This is a genomic window from Bradyrhizobium lupini (assembly GCF_040939785.1).
Taxonomy (GTDB): Bacteria; Pseudomonadota; Alphaproteobacteria; order Rhizobiales; family Xanthobacteraceae; genus Bradyrhizobium; species Bradyrhizobium canariense_D.
In genome coordinates, this window is sequence record NZ_CP162553.1 from 3,364,881 (window position 1) to 3,385,865 (window position 20,985).

Here is a 20,985-nt window from a genome sequence, read left to right on the forward strand (position 1 = left end):
TTCTGTTTTGAAATCGCGCGGATACTAGTGAAGAACCCCGGCGGTGCCCATCCATTGCATGTTGGTCGTTAGTATGAAGGGCGTGCCAAGCAAACGGCGTCGTCCCGGCCTAGTGCGCAATTGCGCACGGGGGCCGGGACCCATACCGCGGAATCCCTCGGTTGCGGTCGGTAGGAGTACCGAACGACGAATCTTCACTAAACCACGTTCGAGGGTTATGGGTCCCGGCCTTCGCCGGGACGACAGCGTGAATATTGAAGGGTCGGTGGCGCGCCATTTGATACTTATCAGCCCACCGCCTTCGGCTTCCCCTCGTTCTTCCCCTCGGCCAGGTTCCGCACCACCACATAGAAGATCGGCGTGAACAGAAGCCCAAACAGGGTGACACCGATCATGCCGAAGAACACGGCCACGCCGACGGCTTGCCGCATCTCCGAGCCCGAGCCGGACGAGATCACCAGCGGCAAGACGCCGAGGATGAAGGCGAAGGACGTCATCAGGATCGGCCGCAGGCGCAGGCGGCAGGCGTCTATCACGGCCTCCAGCCGCGGCTTGCCTTCTTTCTCGATGTCGCGCGCGAACTCGACGATCAGGATCGCGTTCTTTGCCGCCAGCCCCACCAGCACGACGAAACCGATCTGGGTGAGGATGTTGACGTCCTGCCCCATGATGCGCACGCCGATGGTGGCCGCCAACAGGCACATCGGCACGATCAGGATCACCGCGAACGGCAGGGTCCAGCTGCCGTATTGCGCGGCGAGCACCAGATAGACGAACAGCACGCAGATCGGGAATACGTAGAGACCCGCATTGCCGCCCGTGATCTGCTGGTAGGACAGATCGGTCCACTCGAAGCTGAAGCCGCTCGGGAGGGTGTCGTCGGCGAGCTTCTTGATCGCGTTGAGCGCGGTGGTCGAGCTGGTGCCCGGCGCCGGCTCGCCCTGCAGCTCGGAGGCCGCGTAGAGATTGTAGCGCGCGACGCGGTCAGGGCCGGAAACGTCCTTGAACTCGACCACGCTGCCGAGCATCACCATGTCGCCGGAGGCGTTGCGCGTGCGCAACCGCGAGAGATCGCTCGGCTCTTTCCGGAACGGGAAGTCGGCCTGCGCGGTGACGTGGTAGGTGCGGCCGAACAGGTTGAAGTCGTTGACATAGGTCGATCCGAAATAGGTCTGGATCGTGTCGTTGATGCCGGCGATGGGAACGCCGAGCTTCTGCGCCTTGGTGCGGTCGATGTCGACGAAGAGCTGCGGCGTATTGGCCGAGAACGGCGAGAACACGGAGGGAGCGAGCAGCGAGGTCGATTTGCGCGCCGCGGCGACAAGCTCGTCAGTAGCCGCGGCGAGCATCTCCGGCCCACGGCCCTGGCGGTCCTGGATGCGGATGGTGAAGCCGCCACCGGTGCCGATGCCGGGCACGGCCGGCGGCGGAATCACGATGATGAAGGCACCCTGAATCGCGGCCAGGCGTTTGCGCAGCTCGACCGTGATGGCGTTCGCAGACAATCCTTTCTTGATCCGCGCCTCGGGCTCGTCGAACACTGGGAAGAGCGCCGCCGCGTTGCCGGCCTGCGTCCGCGTCGCGCCGGAGAAGCCGGCGAAAGCGGCCACGCGGATGATACCCGGCGTATCCAGCGCGATCCGCTCGATCTCGCGCACGACCTCGGTGGTGCGCGCCAGCGAAGCGGCGCCCGGCAATTGCACGGAGATGATGACGTAGCCGCGGTCCTGCGCCGGAATAAAGCCTTGCGACGTGGTGGCGATCAGCCAGCCGGCGCTGCCGATCAGCACGACGTAGATCAGGATCATCACCGCCGAATGCCGGATCACGAAATTGGCGAGGCCGGCGTAGCCATGCGCGAGACGGTCGAACACGCGGTTAAACACGCCAGTGAAAGCGTTCCAGCCGCGTGCAACAAGATTCCAGCGCGCGGGCGGCCGTTTCTCCTCGTGGGGGACGAGGAGAAGCGAGGCCAGCGCCGGCGATAGCGTCAACGAGCAGAAGCAGGAGATTGCGGTCGCGACCGCAATGGTGACGGCGAATTGCTGGAAGAACTGACCCGAAATTCCGCCCAGAAATGCGGTCGGGACGAACACCGCGCACAGCACCAGCGCGATCGACACCAATGCGCCGCCGACCTCCTCCATGGTCTTCAGCGCGGCATCGCGCCGGCTCATGCCATGCTCGAGATGCCGCTCGACATTCTCGACCACCACGATGGCGTCGTCGACCACGATACCGACGGCGAGAACGAGCCCGAACAGCGTGAGATTGTTGATCGAGAAGCCGAGCGCCGCCATCACCGCGAAGGTGCCGACCAGCGAAACCGGAATCGCGATGATCGGAATGATCGCGGGACGCCATCCCTGCAGGAACACCAGCACGACGACGACCACGAGCAACATGGCCTCGTAGATGGTCTTGATCAGCTCGTGGACGGACTGCGCGATGAACTCGGTCGGGTTGTAGCCGATATTGAAGTCGAGGCCTTTCGGAAAGGTCTCCTTCAGCTTCGTCATGGTGTCCGAAATGTTCTTCGCGGTCGCGAGCGCGTTCGATCCCGGCCGCTGCGTCACCAGCATGGCGACCGCCGATTTGCGCAGCAGGAAGCTGTTGGTGGAGTAGGCGAGAGCACCAAGCTCGATACGGGCGACGTCGCGCAGGCGCACCGTGCGGCCGTCAGAGCCGGCCTTGATCAGGATGTCCTCGAACTGCTTCTGGTCTTTCAATCGCCCGGTGAAGGTGAGGTTCGGCTGGAAGGCGCGGTCGGCGATCGGCGGTTCGGCGATCTGGCCGCCCGCGATCTGCACGTTCTGCGCGCGGATCGCGGCGAGCACCTCGGTTGCGGTCAAGCCGAGATTGGCGATTCGGTCAGGATCGAGCCATAGCCGCATCGAATAATCGCGCGCGCCGAAGATCTGGATGTCGCCGACGCCGTCGATCCGCAGCAGCTGATCGCGGACCTGGAGCAGCGCATAGTTGGAGATGTAGAGCTGGTCGAACGTGTCGTCGGGCGACAGCATGAACACGACCATCAGGATGTCGGGCGAGTTCTTGCGCGTGGTGACGCCGTTGCGCTGAACCTCTTCAGGCAAACGCGGCTGCGCGATCGCAACGCGGTTCTGCACCAGCACCTGGGCTTTGTCGAGATCGGTGCCGAGCTTGAAAGTGACGGTGATGGTGAGCTGGCCGTTCGAGGTCGCCTGGCTGTAGAGATACAGCATGTCCTCGACGCCGTTGATCTCCTGCTCGATGGGTGCGGCAACCGTGTCGGACACGGTCTGCGCGGAGGCGCCGGGATATTGCGTGGTGACGACGACGGTCGGCGGCACCACTTGCGGATATTCGGAGACCGGCAGCGTGGTATAGGCCAGCGCGCCGACGATCAGCAGCACGATCGACAGCACCATCGCCAGGATGGGCTGGTTGATGGAGAGACGGCCAAGATTCATGATTTGCCACCGGCGGGCGCTGGTGCCGTCTGCGGTGCGACCTTGGCACCGACGCGGGCGCGCTGGATGCCGTTGACGATGACGCGGTCGTCCGCCTTCAATCCCTCGCGGATCACGCGCAGGCCCTCGTCGAGCGGTCCGAGCGTCACGGGACGCGCCTCGACGGTGTCGTCCGGCTTGACCACGAACACGATCTTGCGGGACTGGTCAGTTGCGACCGCAACGTCGGGGATCAGCAGCGCTTCATAGGGCGCGCTGCCGATCAGTCTGATACGCCCGAACTGACCGGGCAGGATCGAAAGATCGGTGTTCTTGACCACGGCGCGGCTGCGCAGCGTGCCGGTGGAGACATCGAGGCGGTTGTCGAGGAAATTGATGCTGCCTTCACGGGATGGTTTCGTCTCGCCGGCGAGCGTCACCTGCACCGGGTTCGCCGTATCGCGCGAACTCGGGCGGCGGCCTTCGAACCACAGCTTGCTGTATTTGATGAAGGTCGCCTCATCCATGTCGAAATAGATATAGATCGGGTCGAGCGTCACGATCGAGGTGAGCAGCGTCGACGTTCCGGTATCGCTGCCCTGCACGAGATTGCCAGGGCTGACAAGGTGGCGGCTGACGCGGCCGGTCAGCGGCGCCGTCACATGCGTGAATTCGATATTGAGCTTGGCGACTTTGAGCGCACCCTCGGCCTGTGTTTCGGCAGCGTGCGCGGCCTGCAAGGCCTGACGGCGCTGATCGACCACCTGCTCGGAGACGGCGCTGGTCTGCACCAGGCTCAAACCGCGATCGAGCTCCCGCTTTGCAAGCTCCACCTTGGCACGGGCATCGGAAAGCTGCCCCTCGGCCTGCGTGGCCACCGCCTCGAACGGACGTGGGTCGATGACGTAGAGCAGATCGCCCTGACGCACGATGGCGCCATCCTGGAATTCGACAGAGTTGACGAACCCGCCGACGCGCGGGCGGACCTGCACCTCCTCCATCGCCTCGAAGCGGCCGGTGAACTCGTCCCAATCGGTGACGGTGCGCTTGACCGGTTGGGCGACGGTTACCGGCGCCGGCGGGGGAGCGCTCGCTTGCGAGGCCGGCTGGCCGCAACCGGTGAGCACGAACGCCGCGGCGAGAAGGCCGACGATGGCGTAAGGCCGAGGCGAAACGAAATCGTGCGTTTTGACAAATTGCTCGCTTCCGTCCGGTCCAGTCATCCCAGGTCCTCGCATCAAAGCCGCGGAAAAAGCAGGGTACGCCTGTACCCGCGGGCGCCACAAGATGGGTGGCAATGATGAACTCTTCAAGACCAAAGCGCAGGCAATGCTCGGAGGAATGCCCTGGCCGGATGACGGGTTGACAGGGCTTGTTGGCCTCTCCCCGTAAGCCGGGAGAGCAAGCGGAGAGTGCGTTAGCGTCTTCGCACATGACGGGCGGAGCCGGCTCGGCTAGATTGCTCCTCATAAAACAAGACGAATTGTCCAGGGAGGACAGGCGTGCACCAGGGACGTGTCGTTTACGGCGCGATCGAGGAAGTCGTGTTCGGCCACCCCGCGGCCGAGGCCGTGGTCGCCCAGATGGACCGGCTGGGGACGCGCCGCGCCTTCCTGATAGTCTCGGGCACGCTCAACCGGCAGACCGACGAAATCGCCAAGATCAAACAAGCCCTGGGCACAAATTGCGCGGGCGTCTTCGATGCCATGCCGGCGCACACCCCGCGCGAGGCGGTGATCGCCGCCACCAATGCGGCGCGCGAAGCGGGCGCCGACCTGATCGTCACCGTGGGCGGCGGCTCGATCACCGACGGCGCCAAGGCGGTGCAGCTCTGCCTCGCCAACGGCATCGACGATGTCGACGGCATCGAGCGTATCCGCGTGCACAAGGGCGTCGCGCCCGAGATGACGGCGCCGACCGTGCGTCAGATCAGCGTGCCGACCACGATCGCCGGCGGCGAGTTCAGCTCGATCGCAGGCGTCACCGACCGCACCGCCCATGTGAAACAGATGCTACGGCATCCGCTCAGCGTTCCGCGCGCGACCATCCTCGATCCCGCCATCACCGTGCACACGCCGGAATGGCTATTCCTCTCGACCGGCATCCGCGCCATCGATCATTGCGTCGAGGCGATCTGCTCGCGCGAGACGCACCCCTATGCCGACGCGCAATCGGTGAAGGGCCTCGCCATGCTCGCCGACGCGCTGCCACGGGTGAAGGCTGACCCTGCTGACCTCGACGCGCGAATGGATGCGCAGATCGGCACCTGGCTGTCGATGGGCGCGCTCGCCGCTGGCGTGCCGATGGGCGCGAGCCACGGCATCGGTTACGTGCTGGGCGCAGCCTTCGACGTACCGCATGGCTACACCTCCTGCGTCATGCTGCCGGCCGTGATGCGCTGGAATGCGCGCGACAATGCCGAGCGCCAGATGATCGTCGCGGCCGCAATGGGCTTTCCCGGCCACGCGGCAGCCGATGTGCTCGATGCCTTCATCCGCTCGCTCGGCATGCCGCGCAGCCTCGCCGATGTGCGCGTCTCGCCGGAGCATTTCGACGCCATCGCGGACGCTGCGATGCGCACGAACTGGATCCCGCGCAACCCGCGCAAGATCGACAGCCCCGCTCAAGTGCGCGAAATCCTGCTTCTTGCCGCATGATCCAAAGCCGGAGGACTGATGTACCCAGGTCAGCATGCCCGCCTGCGCCCACTCCAGCCCGCCTTCATCATGGCGACGACCGGCGAGGCCGTCACCTATCGCGAGCTCGATGCGCGCAGCAATCGGCTGGCGCACCTGTTCCGCAAGTATGGCCTGAAGCGGCTCGACCACTACTCGATCTTCATGGAAAACAATTCCCGCTACCTCGAAGCCTGCGGCGCGGGCGAGCGCTCCGGCCTCTACTACACCTGCATCAACTCGTTCCTGACGCCGGGCGAGCTCGCCTATCTCCTGGTCAATAGCCAGTCGAAAATCCTGATCACGTCGGTTGCTAAGCTCGATATCGCCCGCGAGGCGATCAAGGTCTGCCCCGACATCAAGCTGTGCATCGTCGCCGACGGCCCGGGCGAGAGCGAGCGCATCGTCGGCCTCACTGAGGTAACCGCCGACCTGCCGAAGACGCCGATCCCGGATGAATGGCTCGGCACCGCCATGCTGTATTCATCGGGCACGACGGGACGGCCAAAAGGGATTCTGCGGCCGCTTCCGGAGGAGCCGCCGAAACACAATCTGCCGTTGTTCGATTTCCTGACAAAGCTTTGGCACTACCGCGAGGGCATGGTCTACCTGTCGCCGGCGCCGCTCTATCATTCGGCGCCGCAGGCCGCCGTGAACCTCACGATCCGCATGGGCGGCACCGCGATCATCATGGAGAATTTCGATCCCGAGCGTTACCTCCAGCTCGTCGAGCAATGGGGTATCACCCACACCCAGCTCGTGCCGACGATGTTCTCGCGCATGCTCAAGCTGCCGGAGGAGGTGCGCGCGCGCTACGACCTCTCCTCGCTCGAGATCGCGATCCATGCCGCCGCGCCCTGCCCGGCGCAGGTCAAGGATGACATGATCAAATGGTGGGGACCGATCATCCACGAATACTACGGCGCCACCGAAGGCCTTGGCTTCACCGCCTGCGACAGCGCGGAATGGCTCGCCCACCGCGGCACCGTCGGCAAGGTGCTGCTCGGCGACCTCCATATTCTCGATGAGACCATGAAGCCATGCCCCACCGGCACGCCAGGACAGGTCTGGTTCAAGACGGCCTCACCGTTCGAATATTTCAACGATCCCGAGAAGACCAAGGAAGCGCGCTCGACCGACGGCAGCATGAGCACGGTCGGCGACGTCGGCTATGTCGACGAGGATCGCTTCCTCTATTTAACGGACCGCGCGACCTTCATGATCATCTCCGGCGGCGTGAACATTTATCCGCAGGAGTGCGAGAATCTGTTGATCACCCATCCGAAGGTTGCGGACGCCGCGGTGTTCGGCGTGCCCAATTCCGATCTCGGCGAAGAGGTGAAGGCGGTGGTGCAGCCGATGCCCGGGGCCGTGCCGGGCGAGGCGCTCGCCGAGGAGCTGATCGCGTTCTGCGGGGCGTCGCTGTCGCGGCAAAAGGTGCCGCGCTCGGTCGATTTCGAGAAGGAGTTGCCGCGGCTGCCGACGGGGAAGCTGTACAAGCGGCTGCTGCGGGACCGGTATTGGGGGAACAAGGCGTCAAGGATTGTGTGAAGGGCCGCTGTCGCCGGAGAAACTTCCCTCTCATCGTGAGAGACACCCCTGCGGCTTTCCGTCGTCCGAATTGCCGAGAGAGTAGCGGACCTTGACGGTTGCCTCACCGCGCACGCGCCGCTATCGTCGGGACAAACAGGCCGCAAAAGGCCGATGTCCAGGGAGGACGAGGATGCGGAGCGTACGGGCGCTCGCCGCGACGGCGGCGCTATCTTTGCTTGCGTTTTCGAGCGTTGCACTCGCCAGCGAGCCCAAGCAGGGCGGCATTTTGCGGATGTACCACCGCGACAGTCCCGGCAATGCCTCGATCCACGAAGGCGCGACCTACTCGCTCAACGTTCCCTTCATGCCGGTGTTCAACAACCTCGTCATCTACAAGCAGGACGTGGCGCAGAACAGCATGGACACCATCGTGCCCGAGCTCGCCGAGAGCTGGGCCTGGGTCAACGACAACAAGACGCTGACCTTCAAGCTACGCCAGGGCGTGAAGTGGCACGACGGCAAGCCGTTCACCTCGGCGGACGTCAAATGCACCTTCGACATGCTGATGGGCAAGTCGCAGCAGAAGTTCCGGCAGAACCCGCGCAAGAGCTGGTACGAACAGGTCAACGACGTCTCCACCAACGGCGATCTCGAGGTCTCCTTCAACCTGAAGCGGCCACAGCCTTCGCTGCTGGCGCTGCTCGCCTCGGGCTACACGCCGGTCTATCCCTGCCACGTCTCGCCCGGCGACATGCGCACGCACCCGATCGGCACCGGGCCGTTCAAGTTCGTCGAGTTCAAGGCCAATGAATCGATCAAGCTGACCCGCAATCCCGACTATTGGCGCAAGGGCCGGCCCTATCTCGACGGCATCGAGTTCACCATCATCCCGAACCGCTCCACCGCGATCCTCGCGTTCGTCGCCGGCAAGTTCGACATGACCTTCCCGACCGAGGTGAGCATCCCGCTGCTCAAGGACGTCAAATCGCAGGCGCCGAACGCGGTCTGCGTGGTCGAGCCCAACAATGTCGCCACCAACATCATCGTCAATTCGTCCGCGCCGCCGTTCGACAATATCGACATCCGTCGCGCCATGGCGCTGTCGCTCGACCGAAAGGCCTTCATCTCGATCTTGTTCGAGGGCCAGGGTGACATCGGCGGCACCCTGCTGCCGCCGCCGAATGGGCTGTGGGGGATGCCGAAGGAGATGCTCGAGACCATTCCGGGCTACGGCCCCGACATCAACGCCAACCGTGAGGAAGCAAAAAAGCTGATGCAGAAGGCCGGCTATGGGCCGGATAAGCATCTCGCCGTCAAGGTCTCGACCCGCAACATTCCGGTCTACCGCGATCCTGCGGTGATCCTGATCGATCAGCTCAAGAGCATCTATATCGACGGCGAGCTCGACGTGGTCGAGACCGCAAACTGGTTCCCGAAGATCGCGCGGAAGGATTACATGCTCGGGCTCAATTTGACCGGCAATGCCGTCGACGACCCCGACCAGTCTTTCTACGAGAACTATTCCTGCGGCTCCGAGCGCAACTACACCAATTACTGCAACAAGGAGATCGAAAAGCTGTTCGACGTGCAGTCCCAGGAGACCGACATTAACAAGCGCAAGAAGCTGGTGTGGGACATCGACAAGAAGCTGCAGGAGGACGTCGCCCGCCCGATCATCTTCCACGCACGTACCGGCAGCTGCTGGCAACCTTACGTCAAGGGCGTGACGGTGATGTCGAACAGCTCCTACAATGGCTATCGCTACGAGGACGTCTGGATGGACAAGTAGCGCGGGCGGCTGATGGGTTCGACGGGAGGCGATGCATGTTTGCCTATCTGGTGCGGCGCCTGTTGCTGATGCTCCTGACCCTGTTCGGGATCTCGATCGTCATCTTCTTCCTGCTGCGCATCGTCCCCGGGAATATCGTCGACATCCTGTTCGCCGCCGCGGGCTATGTGGACCCCGCCGACAAGGCCAATCTGGAGAAGGAGCTCGGCATCGACCAGCCGCTGGTGGTGCAATATTGGCACTGGATCAGCGGCTTCCTGCGCGGCGATTTTGGCTACTCCTACGTCTCCGAGAAGCCGGCGCTCCAGGAGATCCTGCCACGGATCCCGATCACCGCACGGCTCGCTGGCCTGGCGCTGTTGTTCTCGACCTCGATCGGCATCCCCCTTGGCGTGATCAGCGCGGTGAAGCAGGGAACGAGGCTCGACTACGCATTGCGTGTGGTGAGCCTCAGCGGATTGTCGCTGCCTTCGTTCTGGCTTGGCCTGCTCATCCTCACCGCCTCGGTGGCGATGTTCAACCAGATGCCGATCTTCAACCCGAATCCAGCGACTTGGCTGGAAGCGTTTGCGACCTATGCCGTGCCCGCCGCAGCCGTCGGCTTCCGCAGCGCGGCACTGACCATGCGCATCACGCGATCCTCGATGCTGGAGGTGCTGCGGCAGGACTATATCCGCACCGCGCGTGCCAAGGGCGCATCGGACGCCGCTGTGAACTATCAGCATGCGCTGAAGAATGCGATTCTGCCCGTCATCACCGTGATTGGCATCGAAGCGGCGTTCCTGATCGGCGGCCTCATCGTGACGGAGACGGTGTTCAACATCCCCGGCGTCGCGCGCTTCCTGGTCGAAGCGATTCGCTGGCGCGATTATCCGATCGTGCAGAACCTGGTGATGCTGATTGCCATCGTCGTGGTGAGCGCGAATTTCATCGTGGACATGCTGTACGCGGTGTTCGACCCGCGTATCCGGTACACGGATTAGGAGAACCTGTTGGCTGCGATCGACTATGACGTTGAACTGAGGCGCGCCGGGGCGCACGCGACCGTCGGCTGGCGGCGCGTGCTGTTTTTGGCGCAGCGGCATGTGCTGGGCGCGGCCGGGCTCGTCATCATGACCCTGTTCGTGTTCACCGCGATCTTCGCCGACTTCATCGCGCGTTACGATCCGCTGACGATCGATGCCGCTCGGGCACTGGCGCGTCCAAGCCTGGCACACTGGATGGGCACGGATTCCTTCGGCCGCGATGTCTTCAGCCGCATCATTCATGGCGCGCGGATCTCGCTCGCGGTCGGCATCGGCTCGACGGCGCTCGGCGGCAGCATCGGCGTGATCGTCGGCCTCACCTCCGGCTATCTCTCCGGCTGGGTCGATCTCGTGTTCCAGCGCGTCTCCGATGTCCTCCAGGCGCTGCCGCTGCTGGTGCTGGCCCTCATCATGACCGCGGCGCTTGGGCCGTCCTTGCCGAACGTCATCATTGCGATCGCCATTCCGCTGATCCCGACCGTCTCGCGCGTCATCCGCGCCAACACGCTGGCGCTGCGCGAGCTGCCATTCATCGAGGCCGCCAAGTCGATCGGCATGAGCGAGGTACGCATTGCGCTCCGTCACGTGCTGCCGAATACGCTGGCGCCGCTGATCGTGCTTGCGACGGCCCAGCTCGGCTCGACTATCCTCACGGAAGCCTCGCTCTCCTTCCTCGGCCTCGGCATTCCCGAGCCGTACCCGTCGTGGGGGCGCATGCTCTCTGAATCCGCCGCCGAATATGTCCGCACGGCGCCATGGCTGGTGATCTTCCCGGGCATCGCCATCAGCCTCGCGGTGTTCGGCGCCAATCTGTTCGGTGACGCCTTGCGCGACATCCTCGATCCCCGGCAGCGCGGCTGATGGCTGAGAACTCCGATCTCGTGATCGAGGTGAAGAACCTGAAGACGGTGTTCTTCACCAACTCCGGTCTGTTCAAGGCCGTCGATGATGTTTCCTTCACGGTGAAGCGCGGCGAGACGCTGGCGATCGTCGGCGAATCCGGCTGCGGCAAGAGCGTCACTGCACTATCGCTGATGCGGCTGGTGCCGGATCCACCCGGCCGCATCGTCGGCGGCTCCGTCACGCTCGAAGGCACCGACCTTCTGACGCTGGACGAAGCAGAGATGCGTGCCGTCAGGGGCAACCGCATCTCGATGATCTTCCAGGAGCCGATGACCTCGCTCAATCCGGTGATGCGGATCGGCGACCAGATCGTCGAGGCCGTGCGGCTGCACCGGAACATGTCGAGCAAAGAGGCCCGGGGCATCGCAATCGAGATGCTGCGCCTGGTGCGCATCCCCGAGCCGGCTCGGCGCGCGCGGGAATATCCGCATCAGCTGTCCGGCGGCATGCGCCAGCGCGCCATGATCGCGATGGCGCTGGCGTGCCGGCCGGTGCTGCTGATCGCGGACGAGCCCACGACCGCGCTCGACGTCACGATCCAGGCGCAGATTCTGGCGCTGATCCTAGACCTTCAGAAAGAGCTCGGCACCGGGCTCGTGCTGATCACGCATGATCTCGGCGTCGTCGCGCAGACCGCGCAACGCGTCATCGTGATGTATGCGGGACGCAAGGTCGAGGAAGCGAGCGTCGAGGCGCTGTTCGCCGCGCCAAAGCACCCCTACACGCGCGGATTGATGGCCTCGATCCCGGCGGTGCCGGCGCCCGGCGTTGCCGCGCCGGCACGGTTGAACGAAATTCCCGGCACCGTGCCGTCGCTGGTGGGGCTGCCCAAAGGTTGCGCGTTCGCGCCACGCTGCAAGCTCGCGATCAAGCGCTGCGAGGCCGAATATCCGCCGCTCATCGATTGGGGCGGCGGCCATCTCGCCGCATGCTGGCGGGCGGCCGAGGTTGCGGAGGTGGCATGACCGAGGCACTGCTCGAAGTCACCGAACTCAAGAAGCACTATCCGGTGCGCGCCGGCGTGTTGCGCCGACAAATCGGCACAGTGCATGCGGTCGACGGCGTCTCGTTTTCGGTTGGGGTCGGGGAGACGCTGGGCCTTGTCGGCGAATCCGGCTGCGGCAAGTCGACGGTGGCGCGCAGCGTGCTGCGGCTGGTCGAGCCGACCTCGGGCCAGATTCGCCTCGAAGGCGAGGACATCACGCATCTCTCCAAGTCCGCGCTGCGGCCACACCGTCGTTCGATGCAGATCGTATTCCAGGATCCTTTCGCCTCGCTCAACCCGCGCATGACTGCCGGAGACATCGTGGGCGAGCCGCTGTTCGTGCACGGGCTCGCGACCGGCAAAGCGCTGGAGGCACGTACCGCACAGCTGTTCGAGCAGGTTGGCTTGCGGCCCGACCAGATGCGCAACTTCCCGCATCAATTCTCCGGCGGCCAGCGCCAGCGCATCTGCATCGCCCGCGCGCTGGCGCTCGGGCCCCGCCTGATCGTCTGCGACGAGCCGGTCTCCGCGCTCGATGTCTCGATCCAGGCGCAGGTGATCAATCTCCTGATCGATCTGCAACGGCAGCACGGCTTCTCCTACCTCTTCATCGCGCATGACCTCGCCGTGGTCGCCCATATCAGTCACCGCGTCGCCGTGATGTATCTCGGCCGCATCGTCGAGATCGCGGACAAGGACGAGCTGTTCCGCAATCCGCGCCATCCCTACACGCAGGCCCTGCTCGCCTCGGTACCGATCGCCAACCCGCTCGCCAAAAAGCTCGTGCCGCTGGTCGACGGCGACGTGCCAAGCCCGGTCAATCCGCCGCCGGGGTGTGCGTTTCACACCCGCTGCCGGTATGCGATGGAGCGATGCAGGACGGAACGACCGGCGTTGGTGGACGCGGGGGACGGGCACCAGGTGGCGTGCTTGCTCAATGGCGGAACGGGGCGGAGCCAGTAGCTCCGCTGTCGTCCCGGCCTTCGCCGGGGCGACGAGTTGAGCTTGCCGCCCTACTCAGCCCCGATCTCCGCCACGATCCGGCCCGTTGTCACCTGCTCGCCCTCGGCGACGTCGATCGCGGCGACGACGCCGTCGATGCCGGCCTTGTGGACATGCTCCATCTTCATCGCTTCCAGCGTCATCACCGGCTGGCCGGCAGTGACGCGGTCGCCCGGCTTGACCAGGACGGCAACGACGCGGCCGTTCATGGCAGCGCGAACCTTGCCGTCTCCGTTGCTTGCGGCCGCCTTCGGCGCGGCGAGGGTGAGATCGGTCGCCGCGAGCGGGATGCCGCGGCGCTGGAGGTGGAGCCGGTCGCCGTCGCGCAGGAATTTGGCACTGTCCATCACGCCGTCATGGCGGAAGCAGATCACGTCGAGATCGAGTTGGTCGATCTCGAACTTGTCTTGCCGGCCGTCCCTGGCAACAATGTAGCTGCCATCGCGCTCGCGCCAGACTTCTAGCTCAAGCGCCTGGCCTGCGATCTCGATTTTCGCCGGCAGCGGGAACGTTGCCGCGAGGCTCCGTCCGCGGCGCCACGACGGTGCCTGGGGGTTCGTGACGTAGAGCAGCAGGCCGGCCAAGGCCATGTCGAATGCGGCGTCCGCGCGCGGCGCCAGCAGCTCGTCGCGATGGGCACCAATGAACGCCGTGGTCGCCTCGCCTTTGGCGAAGCCGGGATGACGCAGGCATGACATCAGGAAAGTCTGATTGGTAGTCACACCAAATCCGGTCAGTTGCTCCAGGCCGACGATCAGCCGCCCCCTCGCCTCCTCGCGGGTCGCGCCATGGCCGATCACCTTCGCGATCATGGAATCGTAGAACGGCGGAATCTCGGAGCCCGATTGCAGCGCATGTTCGACGCGGATGCCATCCGGCACCTGCCAGCGCGCCATGCGCCCGGACTGCGGCATGAAATCCTGCGCGGCGTCCTCCGAGCACAGCCGCACCTCGATGGCGTGGCCTGTGAAGCGAATGTCCTGCTGCTTGACCGGCAGCGACTCGCCGCGCGCGACGCGCAGCTGCAATTCGACGAGATCGAGCCCGGTGATGGCCTCGGTGACGGGATGCTCGACCTGGAGACGCGTATTCATCTCCATGAAGTAGAATCCGCCGCTCGCATCGAGCAGAAATTCGAGCGTGCCGGCGCCCTCGTAACGCAACGCCTTCACCGCGGCGACCGCGACCTCGCCCATCTTCGCACGCAGGTCGGGCGTGACTGCGGTCGACGGCGCCTCCTCGATTAGTTTCTGGTGCCGCCGCTGCACCGAGCAGTCGCGCTCGCCAAGATGGATGGCGTTGCCATGGCTGTCGCCGAACACCTGAATTTCGATGTGACGGGGATTCTGGATGGCGCGTTCGAGGATCACCGTCGGATCGCCAAACGCCGCCTTCGCCTCGGACCGCGCGCTACGCAGTGCCTCGGGGAACGAATTGGCATCCGCAACGAGCCGCATCCCGCGTCCACCGCCGCCGGCGACCGCCTTGATCATCACGGGAAAGCCGATCTCTCTCGCCTCCGCGAGCATGACTTCATCGCCCTGATCGGCGCCCTGATAGCCGGGCACGACGGGCACGCCGGCCTTTTTCATGATCTCCTTGGCACCGGCCTTGTTGCCCATTGTCTCGATCGCCTGCGGCGACGGGCCGATGAAGACGAGGCCGGCATCCTTGCAGGCTTGCGCAAACTCCTCGTTCTCGGCGAGGAAGCCATAGCCGGGATGAACGGCATCCGCGCCGCTGGCCTTTGCGGCCGCTATGATCGCGGCGATGTTGAGATAGGACTGCGCCGGCAGCGCTTCGCCGACTCGCACGGCCTGGTCGGCCTGTTGCACATGAAGCGCATCCCTATCCGCATCCGAATAGACCGCGACGACGCCGAGGCCGAGCTTCCGCGCGCTGCGCATCACCCGCAGTGCGATCTCGCCGCGATTGGCGATCAGGACCTTGAAGAACGGCCGGTGCTGCACTGATCCGTTCCTCATGGGCGGGCCACCGAGAATTGCATGCGCTGTGGGCTCCGCGCGTCACCTTCACGACAGATCGCGAGCACTTCGGACAGCACCGCGCGGGTGTCGCGCGGATCGATCACGCCGTCGTCGAGCACGCGCGCGCTGGTCGAGAACACGTCCATCTGGCCGTCGAACACGCCGACGATCTGCGCCTTCATGCCATCGAGCTTTTCTTTTTCGACCGGCTTGCCGCGACGCGCGGCTGCGGCTTCGGTGACGATCGCCATGGTCTCGGCGGCCTGCTCACCGCCCATCACGGCAGTCTTGGCGTTGGGCCAGGAGAAGCAGAAGCGCGGATGGAAGCCGCGCCCGCACATGCCGTAATTGCCGGCGCCGAACGAGGCGCCGCAATAGATGGTGATCTGCGGCACTGTCGCCGACGTCACCGCCTGGATCATCTTGGAGCCATGCTTGATCATGCCGGCTTCTTCGTAAGCTTTGCCGACCATGTAGCCGGTGGTGTTGTTCAGATAGAGCAGCGGCGTTCGGGTTTGGCAGCACGCCTGGATGAAATGCGTCGCCTTGTTGGCACCGGCCGGATCGAGCGGACCGTTGTTGGTGATGATGCCGATGGTCTGGCCCTCGATGCGGGCATGGCCGCAGACGGTGGCCGGGCCGTAGTTCGGCGCCATCTCGGTGAAGTCGGAATCATCGACGATACGTGCGATCACCTGCTTCATGTCCACGGAGCGCTTGTGGTCCATCGGCATAATGCCGAGCAGTTCGTCTTGATCGTAGCGCGGCGGCTTATATTCCGCGCTCGCCCTGCCCGGCCGTTCCCATTCCAGCGCCGCCATGATCTCGCGCGCGATGCGCAGGGCGTCGCGGTCATCCTCGGCGAGGTAGTCGCCAAGTCCCGACACCTGCGTGTGCATCTCGGCGCCGCCAAGCTCCTCTTCGGTCGCGATCTCGCCGGTGGCGGCCTTCAGCAGCGGCGGCCCGGCGAGGAAGGCGCGGGTGCGGCCACGGACCATGACGATGTAGTCGGACAGGCCGGTCTGATAGGCGCCGCCGGCGGTCGAGGAGCCATGGGTTACGGTCACGACGGGCAGGCCCGCTGCGGAGAGTCGCGCGAGATTGCGGAAGATGTTGCCGCCGCGGACAAAGTCTTCGACGCGGTAGCGCAGGAGATTGGCGCCGGCGCTTTCGACCAGCTGGACGTAAGGCAGCTTGTTCTCCAGCGCGAGCTCCTGCACGCGTATCGTCTTGTCGAGGCCGTAGGGCTGAAGCGCGCCGGCATCGATGCCGGAATCGTTGGCGCTGACCATGCAACGGATGCCCGAGACGAAACCGATGCCGGCGATGACGCCGCCGCCGGGGACGCTCTTGTCCGGATCAGATACGTCGAACATGTAGCCGGCGAGCGTGGACAGCTCGATGAAGGGCGCGCCGGGATCGAGCACCAGCGCGACGCGCTCGCGCGGCAACAGCTGGCCGCGCTTGTGGAAGCGGTCTTTCGCCGCGGCTGATGCCGCACGCGTGCGCTCTTCCAGCGCGCGCATGCGGTCGATCAGGCCAAGCATGCCGTCGCGGTTGGCGCGATAGGCGGCACTGCCGGGAGAAATCGTGTTTTCGAGAATGGACATAACTCAATCCTGCTCGTCATTGCGAGGAGCAAAGCGACGAAGCAATCCAGGCGCATCCATGGAAAGATTCTGGATTGCTTCGCTTCGCTCGCAATGACGGTTGAGGCGATAATTTACCTATTCGTCCCAAAAATCTTTCGCGCTTCCGCCGGGCTCGCGATCTCGCGGCCGGCACGGCGGGCGCAGGCGGCGATGGCGTCGATCAGCTGGCCGTTCGACGTTACCTTCTTGCCGTCGGCGAGATAGAAGGCATCTTCGAGACCGGTGCGCAGATGACCGCCGAGCTCCGCACAGCGCTGGTGCAGCGGCCAGATTTCTTCGCGGCCTATCGCGGTGACCTGAAATTGCGCCTCGGGACGCTTCAGCTTGATCAGGATCGGCAGCAGATCGGGATCCGACGGCATGCCGGAGGCGACGCCCATCACAAAGTTATACTCGAGCGGGCCCTTGTACATGCCGACCTGGCGGTACATGCCGACGCAGCGGACGATGCCGACGTCAAAACATTCGAATTCGGGGATGGTACCGACCGCGTTCATGACGTCGAGATAGTCCTTCACCTTCTCGACCGCATTGTCGAACATCATCGGCGGCCAGGCCCAGCTGTTGTCGGCCTTCACCTTCAGGTAATTTAGCGAGCCGGCATTGCAGGCCGCGATCTCCGGCCTGGTCTCGCGGATACAATCCAGCGCACCGTTGTAGTTCGGCCCGGAGACGCCGGAGGTGTGATTGATGATCACGCCAGGGCAGGCTTCGCGAATCGCCTGCTGGATCTCCTTGCTGACGCTGACCTCCCAGGACGGCAGATGCCCCTTGTCCGGCGCCTGCTGACGCAGATGGATGTGCATGATGGACGCGCCGGCATCGAACGCAGCCTTGGCCTCGCGCGCCATCTGCTCGGGCGTGACAGGCACGTTGTGCTGCTTCGGGTCGGTGAGCACGCCGTTCAGCGCGCAGGTGATGACGGCCTTGTCGCTCATGCCTTGAATGTCTCGCACGTTGATAATTCAACGTTTGCGATCATGTGATGGGCGGCAGGCGGCTTCTTGCGCGGAGAAGCTGGAAAAAGGCGATAAACCGTAGGGTGGGCAAAGGCGCTCTTGCGCCGTTCCCACCATCTCTCAATACCTCGCGAAGATGGTGGGCACGCTTTCGCTTTGCCCACCCTACGAGACGACGCTAGCTCGCCTCCGCCAGCCTCACGGTCTCGCTGCTGCGATAGATCGCGAGATCGCGCGAGCCGACGAAGATCGCGCGCGGCTTCAGGCCGTAGAAGCGGCGGATCGAGTGGCTGAAATGGGTGGAGTCGGGATAGCCGATGTCCTGCGCGAGATGGGCGAGGTTGAGGTCCTGGTTGGCGAAGTGCAGCAGGTGACGCGCCCGCTTCCAGGCGCGGAAGGAGCGGAACGAGATGCCGGTCTCTTCCTTGAACAGATGCAGGAAGCGCGAAGCGGAAAGTCCGGCCTCCGCCGCGCATGTGTCCGCCGTCACGGGTTCGCCCGTGAAGCGGCCGATACGGGCGACCGCACGCGTCACGCGGGGGTCGAGCACGCGGCGCGGCAGCGCCTCGCCAAAACACATCTGGTCGAATTCGGCGGTGGTGATGTCGCCGTAGCGACGCTGGCGCAGCAGCGTGTAGGCGGCGAGGATCTTGCGGGCATAGACGGCCCTGTCGGGTCCGGTGAGCCGCTCGGCCAGGACCTCGATCACGCCATCGGGCATGCTCTCCGGCTCCAGCGTCACGCTGATCGCGGTGCGGTAGTCGCTCGCAATGGAATGCCGCTGGTTCGGTAGGGTAACGAACAGCTCGCCGGTGGCGAGCGCATCATCGATCGTCAGATGCAGACTGCCCTTCACCGCGACATAGACATGGCAGCAGCCGGGCGTCCGCTTGCGGGGGCGGCCGAGCAGGCCGGCATAGAATACCCGCTCCGGCGTGATCAGCATCAAATGGTCGGATTCGCGACCGTTATCTTCCATTGGGATCCTCCTCGCGCGGCTCTTTGGCCGCTGCGGACGGAGGTCACCTTAGCGGAAATCTGGGCGCTGTCACGGCGGGATAGCGCTATCATGAAGCGCAAAACAGCGGCAGTCCCGACGACCCGGAACTCCCGGCAACATGGCCGTCCCGGCTTTCGCCAGAACGATAATCAGGCCCTCACCCTTGGCGCCACGTTCTGCTCGACGCCGGCCTGTTGCTCCGCAGCAACCGCGCGCTTGAAACCATCCCGTTGCTGCAAGCGCGCCCAATAGGCTGCGACATTTGGCCCAAAATCCTTGGCAAGCCCGATAGTATCGGCGAGGCGGAGCGCGTAACCGATCACGATGTCGGCGGCAGTGAAGCGGCCCGCGCACAAGGCCTCGGTATTTGCGGTGGCTGCCTCGACGGCGCGCAGGCGGCCCAAAAACCATTTGGCATAGTCGCCGGCGACCTGCGGATTGCGGCGCTCTTCCGGCTCGAGCTGGGTGTATCGGAGCACCAGCGTCTGCGGGAAGGTTAACGTGGCGTCGCTGAAATACATCCAGTTCACGAACGCGCCATAGGCGGGATCTTCGGGTCCGACCATCAGTGGCGTCGGTCCATGCTTGATGCCGAGATAGTGGCAGATGCCGGAGGACTCGGTCATTTTCGTCTCGCCGTCGACCATGAAGGGAATCGTGCCCAGCGGATTGAGCGCGAGATACTCCTTGGCGAAGACCCGCGGCGGGAACGGCAGCATCTTGAGCTCGTAGGGCAGCCCCATCTCCTCCAGCATCCAGAGCGGACGGAATGAGCGCGCGGCGTCGCAGTGATAGAGCGTGATCATCAGGAACTTCCTTTGCTGCCGGGCAGCGTCCCCATCATCTTGCACAGGACCATCAGCATGACCTCGTCGGCGCCGCCGCCGATCGATGTCAGACGGCTGTCGCGATAGGCACGGCTGACCGGCGTCTCGTTGGTAAAGCCCATTCCACCCCAATATTGCAAGCAGGCGTCGGTAAGCTCGCGGCCGAGTCGCCCGGCCTTCAGCTTGGCCATGGTCGCAAGTTTCGTGACATCCTCGCCCGCCACAAGCGCCTCTCCGGCACGGTAGATCAGCGCGCGCAACAGCTCGACCTCGGTCTGCATCTCCGCGAGCTTGAAATGAACGACCTGGTTGTCGAGGATCGACTTCCCAAAGGCCTTGCGATTGCGGGTGTATTCGATGGTCTCGTTGATAATGTATTCATGCGCCTTCAGGCAGGCGGCCGCACCCCAGAGCCGCTCCTCCTGGAACTGGATCATCTGGTAGGTAAAGCCCTTGCCCTCCTCGCCGATCCGGTTGCGCTTGGGCACGCGGACATTGTCGAAGAAGATCTGCGCGGTGTCGGAGGAACGCATGCCCATCTTGTCGAGCTTGCGCGCGACCGTGACGCCCTTGGTCTTCATGGGCACACAGATCAGCGATTTGTTGCGGTGAACGGACCCGTCGCCCGTATTGGCGAGCAGACAGATCCAGTCGGCCTGGGTGCCGTTGGTGATCCACATCTTGCCACCATCGATGACGTAATCGTCGCCGTCCCCGCGCGCATTGGTCTTGATCGAGGCCACGTCAGAACCCGCGCCGGGCTCCGAGACGCCGATGCAGGCCACATAGTCGCCAGAGATCGAGGGCGCCAGGAATTCGCGCCGCACTTCATCGGAGCCGAACCGCGCCAGCGCAGGAGTCGCCATGTCGGTCTGCACCCCGATCGCCATCGGCACGCCGCCGCAATTGATCGCGCCGAGTTCCTCCGCCATCATCAGCGCATAGGAATAGTCGAGGCCGGAGCCGCCGAATTCGACCGGCTTGTTCAGCCCGAGAAAGCCGAGCCTGCCCATCTTCCTGAACAGCTCGTGCGCCGGGAAGATGTCGGCCTTCTCCCATTCATCGACATGCGGATTGATCTCGTTGGCAATGAATTTTTGCAAGGAACGGCGGATCTCGTCGTGGTCGGCGGTGAACAGCATCTTGTTAGCCCAGTTCTTGGTATCTCTGAGGTGCTCGTCATGGCCGGGCTCGTCCCGGCCATGACGGAGAAAGA

Annotated in this window: 15 protein-coding genes; 7 read left to right on the forward strand and 8 right to left on the reverse strand. The window is 64.3% G+C overall.

What is annotated here, in order from left to right; all coding sequences use genetic code 11:
* Positions 1-287: 287 nt before the first annotated feature.
* Both AB3L03_RS15925 and AB3L03_RS15930 read right to left on the reverse strand, forming a co-directional pair.
* On the reverse strand, positions 288-3,452 hold the full coding sequence (locus AB3L03_RS15925) for an efflux RND transporter permease subunit (protein WP_368508889.1): 3,165 nt from the start codon (positions 3,450-3,452) through the stop codon (positions 288-290).
* Positions 3,449-4,654: an efflux RND transporter periplasmic adaptor subunit gene (locus tag AB3L03_RS15930; RefSeq protein ID WP_018455971.1), complete on the reverse strand. Its 1,206-nt coding sequence runs from the start codon at positions 4,652-4,654 to the stop codon at positions 3,449-3,451. The genes AB3L03_RS15925 and AB3L03_RS15930 overlap by 4 nt, the downstream gene beginning before the upstream one ends.
* A gap of 279 nt (positions 4,655-4,933) precedes the next feature.
* Here AB3L03_RS15930 and AB3L03_RS15935 point away from each other — a divergent pair, with 279 nt between their 5' ends.
* From AB3L03_RS15935 to AB3L03_RS15965, 7 genes are all read left to right on the forward strand, one after another.
* A complete protein-coding gene (locus AB3L03_RS15935) occupies positions 4,934-6,088 on the forward strand; it encodes an iron-containing alcohol dehydrogenase (protein WP_368508890.1) in 1,155 nt (384 codons plus the stop codon).
* Positions 6,089-6,106: 18 nt separating this feature from the next.
* Positions 6,107-7,657 carry an AMP-binding protein gene (locus AB3L03_RS15940; RefSeq protein ID WP_204513126.1) on the forward strand — a complete coding sequence of 517 codons (1,551 nt, stop codon included), beginning with the start codon at positions 6,107-6,109 and terminating at the stop codon, positions 7,655-7,657.
* Positions 7,658-7,829: 172 nt separating this feature from the next.
* On the forward strand, positions 7,830-9,428 hold the full coding sequence (locus AB3L03_RS15945; protein ID WP_085361917.1) for an ABC transporter substrate-binding protein: 1,599 nt from the start codon (positions 7,830-7,832) through the stop codon (positions 9,426-9,428).
* Positions 9,429-9,463: 35 nt separating this feature from the next.
* Complete coding sequence (locus tag AB3L03_RS15950; protein WP_018455967.1) at positions 9,464-10,411, forward strand: ABC transporter permease; 948 nt, start codon at positions 9,464-9,466, stop codon at positions 10,409-10,411.
* Positions 10,412-10,420: 9 nt separating this feature from the next.
* Positions 10,421-11,314: an ABC transporter permease gene (locus AB3L03_RS15955; protein ID WP_018455966.1), complete on the forward strand. Its 894-nt coding sequence runs from the start codon at positions 10,421-10,423 to the stop codon at positions 11,312-11,314.
* Positions 11,314-12,321: an ABC transporter ATP-binding protein gene (locus AB3L03_RS15960; RefSeq protein ID WP_231189560.1), complete on the forward strand. Its 1,008-nt coding sequence runs from the start codon at positions 11,314-11,316 to the stop codon at positions 12,319-12,321. The genes AB3L03_RS15955 and AB3L03_RS15960 overlap by 1 nt, the downstream gene beginning before the upstream one ends.
* Entirely contained in the window at positions 12,318-13,304 is a 987-nt protein-coding gene (locus tag AB3L03_RS15965; RefSeq protein ID WP_085348659.1) for an ABC transporter ATP-binding protein, read from the forward strand. The genes AB3L03_RS15960 and AB3L03_RS15965 overlap by 4 nt, the downstream gene beginning before the upstream one ends.
* Positions 13,305-13,354: 50 nt before the next feature.
* Here the strand turns inward: AB3L03_RS15965 and AB3L03_RS15970 are convergent, their stop codons facing one another.
* From AB3L03_RS15970 to AB3L03_RS15995, 6 genes are all read right to left on the reverse strand, one after another.
* Positions 13,355-15,328: an acetyl-CoA carboxylase biotin carboxylase subunit gene (locus AB3L03_RS15970; RefSeq protein WP_368508891.1), complete on the reverse strand. Its 1,974-nt coding sequence runs from the start codon at positions 15,326-15,328 to the stop codon at positions 13,355-13,357.
* A complete protein-coding gene (locus AB3L03_RS15975; RefSeq protein ID WP_018455962.1) occupies positions 15,325-16,941 on the reverse strand; it encodes an acyl-CoA carboxylase subunit beta in 1,617 nt (538 codons plus the stop codon). Before AB3L03_RS15975 ends, AB3L03_RS15970 begins: the two co-directional genes overlap by 4 nt.
* Positions 16,942-17,054: 113 nt before the next feature.
* Positions 17,055-17,921: a 3-keto-5-aminohexanoate cleavage protein gene (locus AB3L03_RS15980; protein WP_018455961.1), complete on the reverse strand. Its 867-nt coding sequence runs from the start codon at positions 17,919-17,921 to the stop codon at positions 17,055-17,057.
* A gap of 199 nt (positions 17,922-18,120) precedes the next feature.
* Complete coding sequence (locus AB3L03_RS15985) at positions 18,121-18,921, reverse strand: AraC family transcriptional regulator (protein ID WP_018455960.1); 801 nt, start codon at positions 18,919-18,921, stop codon at positions 18,121-18,123.
* Between the two features lie 170 nt (positions 18,922-19,091).
* Entirely contained in the window at positions 19,092-19,748 is a 657-nt protein-coding gene (locus tag AB3L03_RS15990; protein WP_018455959.1) for a glutathione S-transferase family protein, read from the reverse strand.
* Positions 19,748-20,911, reverse strand: a complete 1,164-nt coding sequence (locus AB3L03_RS15995) for an acyl-CoA dehydrogenase family protein (RefSeq protein ID WP_247295935.1) — start codon at positions 20,909-20,911, stop codon at positions 19,748-19,750. Before AB3L03_RS15995 ends, AB3L03_RS15990 begins: the two co-directional genes overlap by 1 nt.
* Positions 20,912-20,985 lie beyond the last annotated feature (74 nt).